The organism is Streptosporangium sp. NPDC003464 (genome assembly GCF_053588315.1).
Genome location: NZ_JBSFPS010000220.1, coordinates 1 through 17735, shown reverse-complemented (window position 1 = coordinate 17735; position 17735 = coordinate 1). Strand labels below are relative to the sequence as shown.

12 protein-coding genes are annotated in these 17735 nt (G+C 70.1%); 5 read left to right on the top strand and 7 right to left on the bottom strand.

Translation table 11 applies throughout. The features are described 5' to 3' along the window. On the bottom strand, window positions 1-1478 hold a 1478-nt coding region (locus tag ACWDS7_RS35705), incomplete at its 3' end, for a CoA-acylating methylmalonate-semialdehyde dehydrogenase (protein ID WP_451932854.1). Beyond that, window positions 1475-2776 (bottom strand): aspartate aminotransferase family protein, encoded by a 1302-nt coding sequence (locus ACWDS7_RS35700; RefSeq protein WP_451932853.1) that lies wholly within the window; start codon window positions 2774-2776, stop codon window positions 1475-1477. The genes ACWDS7_RS35700 and ACWDS7_RS35705, both read right to left, overlap by 4 nt. A gap of 532 nt (window positions 2777-3308) precedes the next feature. Here ACWDS7_RS35700 and ACWDS7_RS35695 point away from each other — a divergent pair. Beyond that, the gene (locus ACWDS7_RS35695; RefSeq protein ID WP_306856716.1) at window positions 3309-4016 is read left to right on the top strand and encodes an alternative oxidase; all 708 of its coding nucleotides are present in this window, start codon (window positions 3309-3311) and stop codon (window positions 4014-4016) included. Here ACWDS7_RS35695 and ACWDS7_RS35690 read toward each other — a convergent pair. Then, window positions 3984-5492: an MFS transporter gene (locus tag ACWDS7_RS35690; RefSeq protein ID WP_451932852.1), complete on the bottom strand. Its 1509-nt coding sequence runs from the start codon at window positions 5490-5492 to the stop codon at window positions 3984-3986. The two genes, ACWDS7_RS35695 and ACWDS7_RS35690, sit on opposite strands and share 33 nt — an antisense overlap. 55 nt (window positions 5493-5547) lie before the next feature. Here ACWDS7_RS35690 and ACWDS7_RS35685 point away from each other — a divergent pair, with 55 nt between their 5' ends. Next, window positions 5548-6318, top strand: a complete 771-nt coding sequence (locus tag ACWDS7_RS35685) for a TetR/AcrR family transcriptional regulator C-terminal domain-containing protein (protein ID WP_451932851.1) — start codon at window positions 5548-5550, stop codon at window positions 6316-6318. Window positions 6319-6489: 171 nt separating this feature from the next. On the opposite strand, the gene ACWDS7_RS35680 is transcribed toward ACWDS7_RS35685, so the two are convergent. The 3 genes from ACWDS7_RS35680 to ACWDS7_RS35670 all read right to left on the bottom strand — a co-directional run bounded on the left by ACWDS7_RS35680 (window position 6490) and on the right by ACWDS7_RS35670 (window position 13220). Further along, complete coding sequence (locus ACWDS7_RS35680; protein WP_451932850.1) at window positions 6490-7416, bottom strand: DMT family transporter; 927 nt, start codon at window positions 7414-7416, stop codon at window positions 6490-6492. Window positions 7417-7716: 300 nt separating this feature from the next. Then, window positions 7717-12198, bottom strand: a complete 4482-nt coding sequence (locus ACWDS7_RS35675) for a HAMP domain-containing protein (RefSeq protein ID WP_451932849.1) — start codon at window positions 12196-12198, stop codon at window positions 7717-7719. 32 nt (window positions 12199-12230) lie between these two features. Beyond that, window positions 12231-13220, bottom strand: a complete 990-nt coding sequence (locus ACWDS7_RS35670) for an EamA family transporter (RefSeq protein WP_451932848.1) — start codon at window positions 13218-13220, stop codon at window positions 12231-12233. Between the two features lie 167 nt (window positions 13221-13387). Between ACWDS7_RS35670 and ACWDS7_RS35665 the strand changes: the two genes are divergently transcribed. Both ACWDS7_RS35665 and ACWDS7_RS35660 read left to right on the top strand, forming a co-directional pair. Beyond that, complete coding sequence (locus ACWDS7_RS35665) at window positions 13388-15013, top strand: PucR family transcriptional regulator (protein ID WP_451932847.1); 1626 nt, start codon at window positions 13388-13390, stop codon at window positions 15011-15013. A gap of 19 nt (window positions 15014-15032) precedes the next feature. Continuing rightward, on the top strand, window positions 15033-15428 hold the full coding sequence (locus tag ACWDS7_RS35660; RefSeq protein ID WP_451932846.1) for a cupin domain-containing protein: 396 nt from the start codon (window positions 15033-15035) through the stop codon (window positions 15426-15428). An 82-nt stretch (window positions 15429-15510) separates the two neighbouring features. Here ACWDS7_RS35660 and ACWDS7_RS35655 read toward each other — a convergent pair whose 3' ends face one another. Beyond that, window positions 15511-15660 carry a hypothetical protein gene (locus tag ACWDS7_RS35655; protein ID WP_451932845.1) on the bottom strand — a complete coding sequence of 50 codons (150 nt, stop codon included), beginning with the start codon at window positions 15658-15660 and terminating at the stop codon, window positions 15511-15513. Between the two features lie 289 nt (window positions 15661-15949). On the opposite strand from ACWDS7_RS35655, the gene ACWDS7_RS35650 reads away from it, so the two are divergent. Then, window positions 15950-17413 (top strand): phosphodiester glycosidase family protein, encoded by a 1464-nt coding sequence (locus tag ACWDS7_RS35650; protein WP_451932844.1) that lies wholly within the window; start codon window positions 15950-15952, stop codon window positions 17411-17413. The last annotated feature ends 322 nt before the right edge of the window (window positions 17414-17735 follow it).

Genomic DNA, 17735 nt, shown 5'->3' with positions numbered 1-17735 from the left:
ACTCCGCCGTGGCTCGGGTCGAGCCAGCGCGAGGTGACGACCTTGCCCCGGGTGTAGAAGTGCACGCCCTCGGTCCCGTGCACGTGGGTGTCACCGAACAGCGAGGCCTTCCAGCCGCCGAAACTGTAGAAGGCCATCGGCACCGGGATCGGCACGTTGATGCCGATCATCCCGACCTCCACCTCGTTCTGGAAGCGCCGGGCGGCGCCGCCGTCGTTGGTGAAGACCGCGGTGCCGTTGCCGAACTCGCCGCCGTTGATCAGCTCCAGCCCCTCCTCGTAGGAGGACACGCGCACGATCGCCAGGACCGGGCCGAAGATCTCCTCCTGGTGGACCCGGGAGCCGGCCGGGACGTGGTCGAGGACCGTGGGGCCGAGCCAGAAGCCCGGAGTCTCGGCGGCGGCGCCGCCGCCGAGGACCGGCGTCTGGCGGCCGTCCACGACGAGCTTGGCGCCCTCGGAGACGCCCAGGTCGAGGTAGGAGGCGACCTTGTCGCGGTGGACCTCGGTGACGAGGGGACCCATCTGGGAGGCCGGGTCGTCGCCGGGGCCGATGGTCAGCTCGGAGACCCGCGAGACGATCTTGTCGACCAGTTCGTCGCCGACCGGGTCCACCGCCAGCACGACGGAGATCGCCATGCAGCGCTCGCCCGCCGAGCCGAAGCCCGCCGACACCGCCGCGTCGGCGACGAGGTCGAGGTCGGCGTCGGGCAGGACGAGCATGTGGTTCTTGGCGCCGCCCAGCGCCTGGACCCGCTTGCCGTGGGAGGTCCCGGTCTCGTAGACGTATCGGGCGATGGGCGTGGACCCGACGAACGAGACGGCCCGCACGTCCGGGTGCTCCAGCAGCCGGTCCACCGCCACCTTGTCGCCCTGGACGACGTTGAAGACGCCGTCCGGCAGCCCGGCCTCCCGCCAGAGCGCGGCCATCAGCAGCGAGGCCGACGGGTCCTTCTCGGACGGCTTGAGGATGAAGGCGTTGCCCGCGGCGATCGCGATGGGGAACATCCACATCGGCACCATGGCCGGGAAGTTGAACGGCGTGATCCCGGCCACGACGCCCAGCGGCTGGCGGATCGAGTAGGAGTCGACGCGGGTGGAGACGCCCTCGGAGAAACCGCCCTTGAGCAGGTGCGGGATGCCGCAGGCGAACTCCACGACCTCCAGGCCGCGGGCCACCTCGCCCAGCGCGTCGGAGTGGACCTTGCCGTGCTCGGCCGAGATGAGCCGGGCGAGCTCGTCACGGTTGGCGTACATCAGCTCACGGAAGCGGAAGAGCACCTGGGACCGCTTGACCAGCGAGGCGTCCCGCCAGGCCGGGTAGGCCGCGGCGGCGGCGGCCACGGCCGCGTCGACCTCGGCCACCGAGGCCAGGTGGACCCGTCCGCTGACCTCGCCCGTCGCCGGGTTGAAGATCTCGGAGGTGCGGCCGGAGCCCTCGGCGGGGGCTCCGTTGATCCAGTGGGTGACGTTCTTCACGACGAGACGACCTCAGCGTTGATGACTTCGAGCGCGTTGACGATGATCCCGAGGCCCTCGGCGGCCTCGTCCGTCGTCAGGGTGAGGGGCGGGGCCATGCGGAGCACGTTGCCGTGCAGGCCGCCCTTGCCCGCGAGCAGACCGGCCTTCTTGGTCTCCTCCATGAACCGGGCCGCGAGCGCCGGGGAGGGGGCGCCGGTCGCCGGGTCGACCAGCTCGACGGCGAACATCAGGCCCTTCCCGCGGACGTCGCCGACGATCGGCAGGCGGGCCGCGGCCTCGTGGAGCCCGTCGATGATCAGGGTGCCGGTCCGGGCCGCGTTCGCCTGCAGGTCGTGGTCGAGCACGTAGTCCAGCGTCGCGTTGGCGGCGGCCATCGAGATCGGGTTGCCGCCGAAGGTCGCGAGGCCGACCGCGTGCAGGTTGTCCATCAGGTCGCCGCGGGCCACGACGCCGCCGACCGCGAAACCGTTGCCCAGCCCCTTGGCGAAGGTCATCATGTCCGGCGTGACACCGTGGTTCTGGATGCCGAAGAACGCCGAGCCGGTGCGGCCCCAGCCGGTCTGCACCTCGTCGGAGATGAGCAGGATGCCCTGCTCGTCCAGGACCTCCTTGTAGGCGGCGAACAGCCCGTCGGGGGCCATGGTGAACCCGCCCACGCCCTGGATCGGCTCGGCGATCAGCGCGGCCACGTCGCTCGCGACGGAGGTGGCGAGCACGTGACGCAGGTCGTCGACGCAGGCGGCGATGTAGTCGGCGTCCGACAGCCCGCGGAACTGGGTGAGGTGGCGGTCGGCGCCGTGCAGGAAGTGCACGTTCAGCGGCGACAGCGAGTTGTTCTTCCAGCTGCGGTTGCTGGTCACGCTGATCGCGCCGAAGGAGCGGCCGTGGTAGCTCTGCCGCATGGCGAGCACCTGGTCGGACTTGCGCGCGTAGGTCGCCAGCAGCAGCGCGGTCTCGTTGGCCTCGGTGCCGGAGTTGGTGAAGAAGACCTTGGCGTCCTTGATGCCGGACAGCCTGGCGATCTTCTCGGCGAGCTCGACCTGGCCGCGGAGCAGGTAGACCGTGGAGGTGTGCACGACGCCGGTGGCGAGCTGGCGCTCGACGGCCTCACGCACCTCGGGCACGTCGTACCCGATCATGTTGGTCAGGATGCCCGCGAAGAAATCCAGATAGCTTTTGCCCGACTCGTCGACGACCCGGTTGCCCTTGCCGCCGACGATCTCGATGGGCTCGTTGTAGTAAAGGGCCACCCAGTTGGGCATTACCGCCCGGTGGCGTGCAAGAAGGTCCGACATGTATCGAGTATCGCGGCTCGGGGCGGCCGCTCCCACCATCAATGTGTCGGGAGATGTCCGGTTAACCCGTCACATTGTCACCGTGGGGTCCTCCACGGCCGGCCAGCCCGCCGGCGCGGGGCGGAGGGGTCCTGTACGGCTTGCGCCCTGCGACGGTTGGCGCAAGCCGTACAGGACACCGGACGGGAGCACCCCCCAGGTTCCCCGTCCGGGCACAGGGTCAGACGGCCACGAGGGGCCGCGCCCCGGGAGGGCGGCCGGCGACCGCGGCTGAGCGACTCATGCCCTCATCGTCACCCAAATTTCCTACTAAAGCAATCTGAAATGCATGAATTTTTGCGGCTTTTCCCCGGAACATCCCTCTACCCCTAGGGGATGTCCCGTCCGCCTGGCGGTGTAGCGCGGGGGCGCCGGTTACTCCCGGAGAGGCACCGCGTCCGCATCCCCACGGCCGACGACCGGCGGGGGTCTCCTCCTCCACCATCGAGTCATCCGACGAGACCGACGAGATCCGACGAGAGGCACCCCCGCCATGACCCTCACGATCGACCGCCCCGAGGCCCCGGCCGGCCCGCCCAAGCTCGACGGCCACCGGCTCAGGACCGCCCAGCGCGAGACGCTGGACTCCCCGAGGATGGAGTACGGCCTGCTCGCCAAGATGATGTTCAAGCCCGTGGACCTGCTCTACGGCAGGGAGGGCTCGTACACGAAGTTCGCCATGCTGGAGATCATCGCCCGCGTGCCGTACCAGGCCTGGGAGCGCATGGGCTACTGGGCGCTCCACCGCCACCACGGCAGGTCCGCCCTGGCCAGGCGGGTCTTCGACCGGATCGTGGAGGCCCGCGCCGACCAGGACAACGAGCAGTGGCACCTGCTCATCATGCAGGACCTCGTCCAGCGCAACGGCGACCGGCAGAACTGGCTGCTGCACAGGCTCGCGCCCTGGTTCATCGCGTTCTTCTACTACCACGTGTCCTGGGTGCTGTTCCTGGTCAGGCCGGAACTGAGCTACAGGCTCAACGCCGAGTTCGAGGACCACGCCGAGCACGAGTACATGACGTATGTCGCCGAGCACCCCGAGCTGGAGTTCCAGCCCGACCCGGGCACCTACGCCGCCGAGTACGGCCGCTACGCGTCGGTGGCCGACCTGCTCCGGCAGATCGGCCACGACGAGCGGGTGCACAAGCTCGACAGCCTGGAGAACGTCTCAGCTCCCCGTTTCCACCAGGTCCGGCTCTGAGGCCGGGGCCGCGGGGGCGGGACGCAGCACCGCGAACGCCAGCGCGGCGGCCGCGAGGGTGAAGCCGACGCCCACCCAGGAGCCGAACGCCATGGCCGAGACGAACGCCTCCCGCGCGGTCCGGGCCAGCCCGGGATCCCCGAGCAGGAGCGCGCCGCCGATCGAGTCCCGGGCCGCGGCCGGGGCCCCGGCGGGCATCGACGAGGTGTAGACCCCGGCCAGCACGCTGCCGAGCACGGCCACGCTGAGCGCCATGCCCACCTGCTGGACGGTGTCGTTGAGCGCCGACCCCACGCCGGCGTGCTCGGGCGGCACCGCGCCCATCAGGGTCGCGTAGGCCGCGGGCCCGGTCAGGCCGCCGCCGACGCCCATGAGCATCAGACCGGTGATCATCATGCCGTATCCGGTGTCGGCGGTCATGAAGGCGAGCACGCCGAAGCCGAGGGCCATCACGGACATTCCCACCGCGACCAGCGTGCGGTTGCTGACCTTCTGCCCGAGCCCCGCGCCGACCGCGTTGAAGAGGGCGGCGGCCACGGCGTACGGCAGCAGCGCCAGGCCGGCCTGCATGGGACCGTAGCCCAGCACGAACTGCAGATACTGGGTCAGCATCAGCAGCAGCGCGCCGGTGCCGAACGACATCAGCACGATCGAGAACGACGACCCGCTGAAGTTGCGGTCACGGAACAGCCCGAGCGGCAGCATCGGGTGCGCCGACCTCCGCTCCCAGAGCACGAACCCGCCCAGCGCCAGTACGGTCAGCACCGCGGCGACCACCACCTGGGAGGAGGTCCAGCCCTTGCCCGGCGCCGAGATCACCACGTAGACCAGGGCGCTCATACCGGTGGTGGACAGCACCACGCCGACCGGGTCGAGCCGGCGGGCCGGGCCGCGGGTCTCGGGCATCAGCAGCACGGCCGCGACGACGGCCACGACCGTGATCGGCACGTTGAGCAGGAAGATCGAGCCCCACCAGTAGTGCTCCAGCAGGAAACCGCCCAGCGTGGGACCGGCGATCACGCCGACCATGGCCACCGCGCTCCACGCGGCGATGGCCTTGCGGCGCTCGCTGTCGTCGAAGACGGTGATCAGGATCGACAGGGTGCTCGGCATCAGGATGGAGCCGCCGACGCCCATCAGGGCCCGGGCGGCGATGAGCTGCCAGGGCTCGGTGACCAGCAGGGCGATCAGCGAGGCCCCGCCGAACAGCACCAGGCCGATGATCAGGAAACGCTTGCGGCCGTAGCGATCGGACAGGCTGCCGGAGGTGAGCAGCAGCCCGGCGAAGACCAGGATGTAGGCGTCGATGATCCATTGGATGTCCGAGGGACTGGCACCCAGGTCGGTCATCAGGGCCGGGATGGCCAGATTCAGGACGGTGTTGTCCACGACGAGGACGAGCAGGCTCAGGCAGAGCACGCCAAGGATCCACCAGCGCCGGGGGTGCGGCTCTGCTCGCACAGTGTTCGATTCCACCCGCACAGCGTACGACAATTCTCGAACGGCGTGCGAGTGGATTTATGCTTGAGTGGTGAAACAGCACTTCACCTCGGTCTGGACCCGCGAGCCCCGTACCTCCAGGAGTCCGGCGCTCAGCCGCGACCAGATCGTGCGCGCGGCCATGGAACTGCTCGACGCCGAAGGACTCGACGCGCTGAGCATGCGCCGCCTGGGCGCCAGGCTCGGCTCCGGCGCGACCAGCATCTACTGGCACGTGGCCAACAAGGACGAGCTGCTCGAACTCGTCATGGACGAGGTCTTCGGCAAGGTGCCGCTGCCCGATCCCAGCGTGATCGGCTGGCGGGACACGGCCTCGGTGTTCGCCTACGGCCTGCGCGCGACGCTCTTGGCGCATCCCTGGGCGGCCGCGCTGATCGGCACCAGACCGGCCCTCGGCCCCAACGCGATGGAGCTGGCGGCCCAGCTGCTGCGCACGTTCACGCTGGCCGGGTTCAAGGGTCTGGAGCAGGATTACGCCTCCTCCGCGCTCATGTCGTACGTGCTGGGCGCGACGACACCCGAGCTCACCTGGCGCAGGATCACCAACACGGGCGAGATGAGCACCGAGGAGGCGCTGGCGACGATGAGACCCCTGGTGAAGCAGGCGTCCCGCAACCATCCCGAGCTGGCCGCGCGCCACGCGAAGTACTACGGCACCGAGATCGACGTCGAGACCACCCGCCTGCTCAGCTTCGACTTCGGCCTGATGTGCTTCCTCGACGGCCTGCAGGCCCGCCTGGGGCAGGCCCACCCGGAGCACGAGGCCGGGAGGGTGGAGACGGCGGACCCCCGCAAGGCGTGAGGCCGGGAGGGTGGAGACGACGGCCCCCGCAAGGCGCGAGCCCGCAGGCCGGAGAGGCACGGGGCTCGAAGACGACGGCCCCCAGGCCGGGGAGGGTGAAGACCGGAGACGGGGCGGCCGGCGTGAGGTGGTCTCCTCTCGTGAGGTGGTCTCCTCTCGTGAGGCGGTCTCCTACGCGGCCGTTCTCTTCGAGGACGCCGGCACGGCCGGGGTCTCCTCCTCCGCCGGGGCGTCACCACGGGCCGAGTTCGCCAGGATGCCCCAGACCGCGCCGGCCAGCACGACCGCCCCACCGGCGAGCTGTGGCCACGACAGGGCCCCGCCCAGCAGCAGCCACGTGGCGAGCACCGCCACGACGGGCTCCAGCATGCTGAGGATCGACGCGCGGACCGGGCCGAGCGCCGTGGCCCCGACGAAGAACAGCGCGATCGCGAGCACGGTCGACACGATCGCCACGGCCGCCGCCCAGCCCCAGCCGGCCGGCGCGAAGCCGAGATCCAGCCCGCCGGTCGCCAGCCCCAGCAGCGCGAACGAACCCGTGGCGAACACCGCCAGGTAGGCCGTGGTGACCGTGGGGGACAGCGAGGCGGAGACCTTGCTGCCCAGGACGATGTAGCAGGCGTAGGCCACGGCGGACCCGACCGCGGCGAGCACGCCGAGAACGTCGAGGCCGGCGTCGAGCGGGCCCACCACCAGTGTCAGCCCGGCCAGTGACACCAGGATCGGCCCGACGACGGTCCAGCTCAGCCTGGTGCGTTCCACCACCGCCGACAGGACCGAGACGAGCCCCGGATACACGTACAGCAGCAGCACGGCGAGAGCCGGCGCGATGCGCTGGACCGCCGTGAAGTACAGCAGCGACTGCGTGGCGTACATGCCGCCGCCCAGCAGTGCCAGGGTCATCCACTGCCGCCCCGTCAGCCGCCCGAGCCTGCCGCGCAGCCCCAGCCACCCGAGGAACACCGCCGCCGCGATCGCGAACCGCAGCATGAGAAGTGTCGTCACCGACATTCCCGTGTCGTAGGCGTAGAACGCGAAGACGGGCATGAACCCGAAACCCGCCGCCGAGACCAGCGTCGCCACGACACCGCGCCGCATCACCACTGCCACCTCCGAGGGGCCATTGTGACCCATCGGCCTGGGACATGACCCACGGACCCCGGGCGTGACCCACGGACCCCGGGGATGTGATCCATCGGCCCGGGACGCCCGTCATCCAGGCCCGGGACGCCCGTCATCGCACCGGCCGCCTGGCGCGACCATCATCGCGCGGCGCCACCGTCGCCAAGCGGCGCGACCATCACCGGGCGGCCCTCCGCCCACGGAGGTCAGCGCTCAGGGGCCCGCCCGCGCGCGGCGGTCACCACTCGGTCGCCGCCGCACGCGGCGGGACACCGCTCACAGTCCCATCCACTGCTGTATACGGGAGAGCAGCTCCTGGGCGTCGACCGGCTTGGTGACGTAGTCGCTGGCCCCCGCGGCCAGGGTCTTGTCCCGGTCGCCCTGCATGGCCTTGGCGGTCACCGCGATGATCGGCAGGTGGGCGAAGCGCGGCATCTTGCGGATGGCGGCGGTGGCGGCGTAACCATCCATCTCCGGCATCATGATGTCCATCAGGACAAGGTCGACGTCCTCGTTGCGCGACAGCGTCTCGATGCCCTTGCGGCCGTTCTCCGCGTAGAGCACCTGCATGCCGTGGAGTTCGAGGATGTTGGTCAGCGCGAACACGTTGCGCACGTCGTCGTCGATGACCAGCACCTTGCGGTTCATCAGCATGGTGTCCGCCTCCTCCAGCGCCCGCGGCCGTTCGTCGGGGCTGGGCTGGACCAGCGGCAGGACATGGCCCGGCTCCTGGGCCGACAGGTGCAGGGTGATGCGTTCACGCAGCTCGTCGAGGCTGGGCAGGAGCTCCAGCGGCTGGGTGTTGGAGCGGCCCTTGAGCAGGTTCTCCTGCGGCCGGGTGAGCGTACGGCTGTGATGGGCGAGCACGGGGAGCCCGCGCAGGGCCGGGTCCTCGTCGAGCCCGCGGAGGAACTCCGCCGCCCCGTCCTGCCCCATGCCCAGGTCGAGCACGACGCACTGGTGGCCGCCCCTGTTCAGGATCTCCAGGGCGGTCGCGGGGTCGTTGGCGGTGGAGACCCAGACCGGCCCGTGGGTCCCGGTCAGGTCGGCGACGACGCTCTCGGCGAGCTGGGAGAGCAGGCCGTTGAGCCGGGACTCCACGACGAGCAGCCGGCGGCCGTCCCCGCCGAACCTCTCGGGCGCCGCGCCGACCGGCTGCAGCGCGAGCCCCGTGGCTTGCCTGACGGCCGGGCCGGCGCCGGCCGGGGCGACATCCGCGATCGGCAGGAAGAGGCTGAAGGTGCTGCCCTCACCCAGGGCGCTGACCGCCTGGAGCTCGCCGTTGAACAGCGCGGCTATCTCACGGCTGATGGACAGACCCAGCCCGGTGCCGCCGTATTTGCGGCTGGTGGTGCCGTCGGCCTGCTGGAAGGCGTCGAAGATCTGGGAGAGGTTCTCCTTGGCGATGCCGATGCCGGTGTCCACGACGTGGAAGGCGAGGACCTCCTGCCCGGGGGCTCCCGGGAGGTCCACCTTGTCGGTCCGTTCGATGCGGAGCTGGACCGAGCCCGTCTCGGTGAACTTCACCGCGTTGGACAGCAGGTTCCGCAGCACCTGGCGTAGCCGCTGCTCGTCCACGAGCAGCTCCTCGGGCACCTCCGGCGCGACGCTGACGTCGAAGCGCAGCCCCTTCTCCGTGGTCAGCGGGCGGAAGGTCGCCTCGACGTAGTCGAGGAGCTGTCGCAGGGGCAGGGATTCGAGGCTGATGTTCATCTTGCCGGCCTCGATCTTGGACAGGTCGAGGATGTCGTTGATCAACTGGAGCAGGTCGGTGCCGGCCGAGTGGATGACGTTGGCGTACTCCACCTGCTTGGCGGTGAGGTTGCGGGCCGGGTTCTGGGCCAGCAGCTGGGCGAGGATCAGCAGCGAGTTGAGCGGGGTGCGCAGCTCGTGGCTCATGTTGGCCAGGAACTCGCTCTTGTATTTGGAGGCGAGCGCGAGCTGCTTGGCCCGCTCCTCCAGCTCCTGCCGGGCCTGCTCTATCTCGCTGTTCTTCGTCTCGATGTCGCGGTTCTGGCGGGCCAGCAGCTCCGCCTTCTCCTCCAGCTCGGCGTTGGAGCGCTGCAGCTCCTCCTGCCCGACCTGGAGCTCGGTCGCGAGCCGCTGCGACTCGGCGAGCAGGGAGTCGGTGCGGGCGTTGGCGACGATCGTGTTGACGTTGACGCCTATGGTCCCCACCAGCTGTTCGAGGAAGGCCCGATGCACCTGGGTGAACCTGTTGAGGCTGGCCAGCTCGATCACGCCGAGCACCTGGTCCTCGACGATGATCGGCAGCACGATGAGGTTGACCGGACCCGCCACCCCCAGGCTGGAGGAGATCGTGAGATAACCGGCGGCGATGTCCTCCACCAGGATGGGGCGCTTGACGAGCGCGGCCTGTCCCACGAGCGAGTCGCCGAGGGCGTAACGACGGCCGGTCTCCCGGTGACCGTATCCGCCGACCACCCGCAGCTCCGCGCCGTCCGGGGTCTCCTCCGCGAGCAGGAACGTCCCGCACTGGGCGGAGACCAGCGGGGCCAGCTCGTTCATCACCAGCTCGGCCACGACGGCGAGGTCGCGGTGTCCCTGCATGAGCCCGGAGATGTGGGCCAGGTTCGACTTGAGCCAGTCCTGCTCCTGGTTGGCCAGGGTGGTCTCGCGCAGGGACTTCACCATGGAGTTGATGTTGTCCTTGAGCTCGGCCACCTCGCCGGAGGCGTCGACGGTGATCGACCTGGTGAGGTCGCCCGAGGTCACGGCGCTGGTCACCTCGGCGATCGCGCGGACCTGGCGGGTCAGGTTGCCGGCCAGCTCGTTGACGTTCTCGGTCAGCCGCTTCCAGGTCCCGGAGACGCCCTCGACCTCGGCCTGCCCGCCGAGGCGCCCCTCGCTGCCCACCTCGCGGGCCACCCGGGTGACCTCGGCGGCGAAGGACGACAGCTGGTCGACCATCGTGTTGATCGTGGTCTTCAGCTCCAGGATCTCGCCCCGGGCGTCCACGTCGATCTTCTTGGTCAGGTCGCCCTGGGCGACCGCCGTGGTGACCTGGGCGATGTTGCGGACCTGGTTGGTGAGGTTGCCGGCCATCGAGTTGACGTTGTCGGTGAGGTCCTTCCACGTGCCGGCCACGTTGGGCACGCGGGCCTGACCGCCCAGCTCGCCCTCGGTGCCGACCTCGCGGGCCACCCTCGTCACCTCGTCGGCGAACGCGCTCAACGTGTCGACCATGGTGTTGATGGTCTGCGCGAGCGCGGCGACCTCTCCCTTGGCCTCAACCGTGATCTTCTGCGACAGGTCGCCGCGGGCGACGGCCGTGGTGACCTGCGCGATGGAGCGCACCTGGCTGGTGAGGTTGTCGGCCATCGAGTTGACGTTGTCGGTGAGGTCCTTCCAGGTGCCGGACACCCCCCGGACGGTGGCCTGGCCGCCGAGGTTGCCCTCGGTGCCGACCTCACGGGCCACCCTCGTCACCTCGTCGGCGAAGGCCGAGAGCTGGTCGACCATCGTGTTGATGGTCTCCTTCAGCTCCATGATCTCCCCGCGCGCGTCCACCCTGATCTTCTGCGACAGGTCGCCCTTGGCCACCGCCGTGGTGACCTGGGCGATGCTGCGCACCTGGGCGGTGAGGTTGTCGGCCATCACGTTCACCGACTCGGTGAGCGCCTTCCAGGTGCCGGAGACGCCCTTGACGTCGGCCTGGCCGCCGAGCCGGCCGTCGGTGCCCACCTCACGGGCCACCCTCGTCACCTCGTCGGCGAAGGACGACAGCTGGTCGACCATCGTGTTGAGGGTGTTCTTCAGCTCCAGGATCTCGCCCCGGGCCGAGACGGTGATCTTCTGTGACAGGTCGCCGCGGGCGACGGCCGTGGCCACCTGCGAGATGTTCCGCACCTGGTCGGTGAGGTTGCCCGCCATGTAGTTCACCGAGTCGGTCAGGTCACGCCAGGTGCCGGAGACGCCCTTGACGTCGGCCTGGCCGCCGAGCCGGCCGTCGGTGCCCACCTCACGGGCCACCCGGGTGACCTCGTCGGCGAAGGACGACAGCTGGTCGACCATGGTGTTGATGGTGTTCTTCAGCTCCAGGATCTCGCCCCGGGCGTCCACGGTGATCTTCTGTGACAGGTCGCCCTTGGCCACCGCCGTGGTGACCTGGGCGATGCTGCGGACCTGGTCGGTGAGGTTGCCCGCCATGAAGTTCACCGAGTCGGTCAGGTCGCGCCAGGTGCCGGCGACGCCGGTCACCTCGGCCTGGCCGCCGAGCCGGCCGTCGGTGCCCACCTCACGGGCCACCCTCGTCACCTCGTCGGCGAAGGACGACAGCTGGTCGACCATCGTGTTGAGGGTGTTCTTCAGCTCCAGGATCTCGCCCCGGACGTCCACGGTGATCTTCTGTGACAGGTCGCCGGTCGCCACCGCGGTCGCGACCTGGGCGATGTCGCGGACCTGGTCGGTGAGGTTGCCCGCCATGGCGTTGACCGAGTCGGTCAGGTCCTTCCACGTGCCGGAGACGCCGGGCACGTCGGCCTGGCCGCCCAGCTGTCCCTCGGTGCCCACCTCACGGGCCACGCGCGTCACCTCGGAGGTGAACAGGGAGAGCTGGTCCACCATGCCGTTGAACACGGTGGCGATCTCTTTGAGCAGCCCGTCGCCGTCGTCGGGCAGGCGAGTGCCGAAGTCGCCGTCACGCACGGCCGTGAGCCCGGCCAGAAGCTGACGGAGATCCAGCTCCTCGACGCCCGGCGCGGAGCCGCGCGCCACCGAGCCAGAAGCCTCAACCATGCTCATCATCGCGCCTCTCAGCGGGGAAAGGGTCAAGTAATCTTAATGCCCCAGGACAAGGACTTGACCTGCGCCGATGCGTGAAAGCCCAGAGATGCGCGGAAGCTCGGAGCAGGGCGTACGGCCGCCGTCCGCTGCGCCAGGAGCGCACCCGCCAGCACCAGGGCGCCGCCGAGCAGTTGGGGGGCGCCGAGCGCCTCGCCGAGCAGGACCCAGGCGATGAGGATGCTGGCGAGCACCTCCAGCGAGGCGACCGTGGCCGCGACGGCGGCGGTCAGGGCCCGCACCGCCGCGATGCCGGTGGCGTAGGCGATCACGGTGCCGACGACTACCAGCCAGCCGACCACCGCGGGGGCCGGCAGCCTCCAGCCGCCCAGCACGAGATCGGCGGTGGCCAGGTCCCAGGGCAGGTGCCACGGCGCGGCCGGCGGCGTGAGCACGGCGGCCGCGCCGGTCAGTCCCCACGTGAGCGCGCCGAGCGGGTGGACGTCGTCTCCCGCCTCCTGACTGAGCAGGAAGTACACCGCGGCGCAGACCGCCGTCCCCAGGCCCAGCACGAGGCCGAGCCCGTCGAGGCGGACACCCCGCCACACCTCGACGACGCAGGCGAGCCCGCCGACCGCCAGGACGGCGCCGACCGCGGCGGCACGCGGCAGCCGGGTCCGGCGTGCCAGCCGTACCCAGGCCAGTACCAGGACCGGCGAGGCGTACTCCAACAGCACCGCGACCCCCACCGGCAGGCGGGCGATCGTGCCGTAGTAGAAGGCCTGCACCGCGGCGAAGCCGACCAGGCTGTAGGCGGCGACGAAGCGCAGCCGGTGTCGGGGGACGGCGAGGGCGGACGGCCGGACCAGGGCGGTCGCGACGAGCAGCACGAGCGCCGCCCCGGCGAGCCTTGTCCACACCGCCTGCAGCGGCGACAGCCCCGCGTCGATGAGCGACTTGGCCAGCGGGCCGGAGAAGCCGAAGCAGACCGCCGAGACGGCCGCGAAGATCAAACCCTTGAAACCGGGACGGGACATCTTGATCCCTCCTCCCATCTCAACACCACCATATCCTCTTCAGTGGTGTCGCTGATGGCGGGGGTGGGCAGCCGAGGCGGCGGGCATGGACCGGCAACCGGATCGGCGCAACAAGATGTAATGCAACTATCGTCCGGACTTACAGTCTGATCGGATACTCTCGGTGTGTGCTCCCTACCATCGCCGACGTCCTCGCCCTGGACACCGTCCGCCGAGGCAACCCCCGGGTCGTCGCGGGAGCCGACCGGCTGGACACCCGGGTGCGCTGGGTCCATGTCGGTGAGGTCACCGACATCGCCCACCTGCTGCGCGGCGGAGAGCTGGTGCTCACCACCGGCGTCGCGCTCCCCGACGCCCCCGAGAGACTGGTCCAGTACGTCGCGGAGCTGGCCGCCGTGGGCGCCTCCGGGCTGATCGTGGAACTGGGCCGCAAGTTCGTCAGGGAACTGCCCCGGGGCGTGGTCAGCGCCGCCGAGGAGCACGGCCTGCCGTTGATCACGCTGGCCCGCGAGACCCCGTTCGTGCAGATCACCGAGTCGGTCCACGCCAGGATCATCGACATCCAGCTGGAGGAGCTGCGCGCCTCCGAACAGCTCCACGAGGTCTTCACCGAGCTGTCGGTCGAGGGCGCCTCCCCCGCCGAGGTGCTCAGCCAGGTCGCGCGGCTGTCCGGACGGCCGGTCCTGCTGGAGAACCTCGCCCACCAGGTCCTCGCCTGCGAGACGGCCGGGCGTGACACCGGGACGCTGCTGGCGAGCTGGGAGACGCGGTCCCGGGCGGTGGCGCCGGAGGAGCGGACCGCCTACGACTCGGCCTCCGGCTGGCTGGTCACCATGGTCGGCGCCCGGGGGCAGGACTGGGGCCGGTTGATCCTGCTCTGCGACGGTGAGCCCGGCCCGCGCGACATCGTGCTCGCCGAACGCGCCGCGACCACCCTCGCGCTCGGCCGCCTGCTGGAGCGCCACCAGGAGTCACTGGAGCGCCAGGCCCACGGCACGATCATCACCGGCATCCTCACCCACGCCTACGCCGATCCCGACGAGGCCGCGGCCCGCGCCCGGGCGGTCGGCGTCCCGCTGACCGGCCGCAAGCTGATCAGCGTGGTGCTCCGCCTGACCGAGCCCCCGGAGAGCGCGCTGGACGGCCAGGAACAGCTGGCCCGGCTCGGCGAACTGGCCGACGCCGCCGCGGCCGCCTGCCGCGACGCCCGATTCCCCGCCCTGGTCGGCGCCCTGAACCAGAACCGCGTCGGCGTCCTGCTCCCACTGCCTCCGCGCACCTTCCCCGAGCCCGCGCTGACCACGCTCGCCGACCGCCTGCGCATGGCCTTCACCACCCCGTTCGTCCTCGCCGCCGGCTCGGTGGTCGAATCCCTCCGTGACGTACGGCGGAGCTTCCTCGAGGCGGAGCAGGTCGCGGACGTGGCCGTCCGGCAGCCCGACGGCCGGGCCTTCTACCGCCTCCCCGACCTGCGCCTGCGCGGCCTGCTGCACCTGCTCAGAGACGACGCCCGCCTGCAGACCTTCGCCGAGCGCGAGCTCAGCCCCCTGCTGGCCCACGACGCCCAGCGCGGCGGTGACCTGACCAGGATCCTCCGGGTCTATCTCGACTCCGGCCGCAACAAGGCCGTCGCCGCCCAGAAGGCCCACCTGTCCCGGCCCGCCTTCTACGACCGACTCCGTAGGCTGGAACGGATCCTCGACACCGACCTGGACGATGTCGAGTCCTGTCTCTCCCTTCACGTCGCGCTGCTGGCGCTGGAATCGTTCCGGAGAGACAACCCCCGCACCTGAAAGATCCTGAAAGGCCCCCATGCCTGACATCCTCGTCCCCGAGACCGCCGACCTGGCCCGTATGGTCACCGCCGCCGGGATCTTCGCCGTCCCCACCGGCGAGGTACGGCTGTCGCCCGACGAGCTGGACCCCGCCCAGATCATCGCCGGCTCACCGCAGGTCTCCTCGGCCGAGCTGTGGTCCTCCCCCGACGGCTCCCAGAGCCGGGGAATCTGGGAGATCACCCCGGGCACGGTGACCGACGTCGAGCGCGACGAGATCTTCGTGGTCCTGTCCGGCCGGGCCACCGTGGAGGTGGAGGGCGGCGCCGCCGTCGAACTCGTCCCGGGATCGGTCTGCCTGCTCGCCGACGGCGCCAAGACGACCTGGATCGTCCACGAGACCCTCCGCAAGGTCTATCACTGCCTGTCCTGACGGAGCTTACGGCGCAGGCCGTACGGGACCCAGATTCCGTACGGCCTGCGCCCGCCTGTCGCGCCTGCCGGTCCGCGCCCGCCTAGCCGTCTCGGTCGGATGTGACGTCGACGTGGATGGTGTCGTCCGCGCAGACATAGAGATCCCAGCGGCGCGGTCGCGCCAGGATCACGCCAAGGATGAAACCCAGGACCATGCTCGCGATGATCACAATGAGAATGTTCAGCCCCATGACGGCTGCCTCTCGGAAAGACGTGCCGCTTGAACTGAGGGAATGCGGCCTACTGCACCGTAGCGCCGTATTGCCGCCCGCGCAGCGAAACGACGTGGGCTAACCCGTATTGACCAGCGCGGTTGACCCGATGGGGGCAGCCCGGGACTACGCGAATTCCGTCGTTCCGCATATGGCGCCGCCCAGGCGACAACACTTTCTTGTGGTGTTTGGCGTGTTTCGCTCCCCTTGACAGGTAGATCTCGGCACGATGGTGCACCGAAGTCTGGTCACCAACGGGGAGAGATACATGTCGCGACGTATCATCGTCGGGCTTTCAGCCATAGCACTTACCATCACGGCGATTCCCGCCCAGGCCGACCGGGCGGGTCAGACCTTCCCCTCCTCGGCTTTCCCGCTCGGCCAGAACGGGATCCCGGTCAAGAACCAGCGCAGCATCGCGCCGGGGGTCGACCTCTTCAACGTGATGTACGGCACGTCCACCCAGGGATGGACCGTGACGGTGTTGATGCCCAACGGGCACGACGACGGCAGGCTGACCACCGCCCAGACGAAGGCCGAAGAGGTCGCGGCCGCGGGCTTCACTCCCACTGTGGAGAAGATCGTGCAGCCCGCCGCCGCGGACGCTCCGGCCGTGGAGCGCTACCTGGTCCGCGTCGGCCTGTGGACGTTCAAGCAGCGCGCCAAGGCCGACAAGATGGTGAAGGAGCTCAAGGAGGCCGGCATCCGGGCCAAGACCGACTATCTCGGCGACGACGGCCTGGAGACCACCGGCCCCTGGGACATGCGCGTGCTGATGGTGGACCCGAAGACCTTCAAGGGATCCTTCAGGACCAGCGTCGGCACCAGCGTCGCCAAGCGTGAGACCACCAGCTCCATGTCCAAGCTCACCAAGGCCATCGCCGGGGTCAACGGCGGCTTCTTCAACATCCACACGCCCAGGGCGCTCCAGGGCGACCCGATGGGCGTCTCGGTGGTGGGCGGCAAGCTGCTCAGCGAGGCGGTACCCGGCCGCAGCGGCCTGGTCATCAACGGGCGCAAGGCTCGGATCACCGAGCTGCAGACGGCGATCACCGCGATCCCCGCCGACGGAGCGAAGACCGAGGTCAAGGGGGTCAACCGGGCCGCCGGAGCGGACGAGCTCGTTCTCTACACCGAGGAGTTCGGCACCAAGACGGCGGCCGACGGCGGCGCCGAGATCGTGGTCGACGCCCAGGGGCGGATCGTCAACGCCCGGGAGGCCGGCGGCGCCGTCCCGCGCGGCGCCTACGTGCTCCACGGCACCGGCATCATGGCCGACTGGCTCCGGGAGCACGCCCTGGAGACCTCCATCATGAAGCTGGACACCAGAGTCATCGACCTGCGGACGCAGCGGGCCGTCCCCCTCACCCCCGAGACATACATCATGGGCGGGGGCGTCGGGCTCCTCAGGAACGGCCGGGTACGGATCACCGCCCAGGCCGACGGGCACGCGTCGGTCGTGATGATGCTCCGCCGCCACCCGCGCACGCTGGTCGGCATCACCAAGTCCGGCGGCCTGATCCTGGCGACCGTGGACGGCCGCAACCCGGGCGTCACCGTGGGCGCCTCGATGGTGGAGGCGGCTCAGCTGATGCGCTGGCTGGGCGCCAAGCAGGCGATGAACCTCGACGGTGGCGGCTCGACCGCGATGGTGGTCAACCACAAGGTCATCAACCGGCCCTCCGACGGCAGCGAGCGGACCGTCGGCGACGGCCTGTTCATCACGCCCTGATTGTTCATCACGCCCTGATCCGGACAGCTCCTTGATCCGGATCACGCCTTGATCCGGGTCGCTCCCTGATCCAGATTGCTCCTGATCCGGGTCGCTCCGGCCGGGCCCTGCCCGACGCGCCGGCCTCAGTGGGGCCGGCGCGTCCTCCGGAGTCAAGGGTTCGCCCCTGACGCCAGGGGGGCCGGGCCTCCCAGGCGTCGACCTCTTGGCGGGCGGAGGCCCGGGTGCCGGTCTCGGGGTGCCGGGCTCGGGTAAAAGTCCCCGGAACGCAGGAAAGGCCACCCCCGAAGGGATGGCCTTTCCTGAATGATTGTCCGGCGGC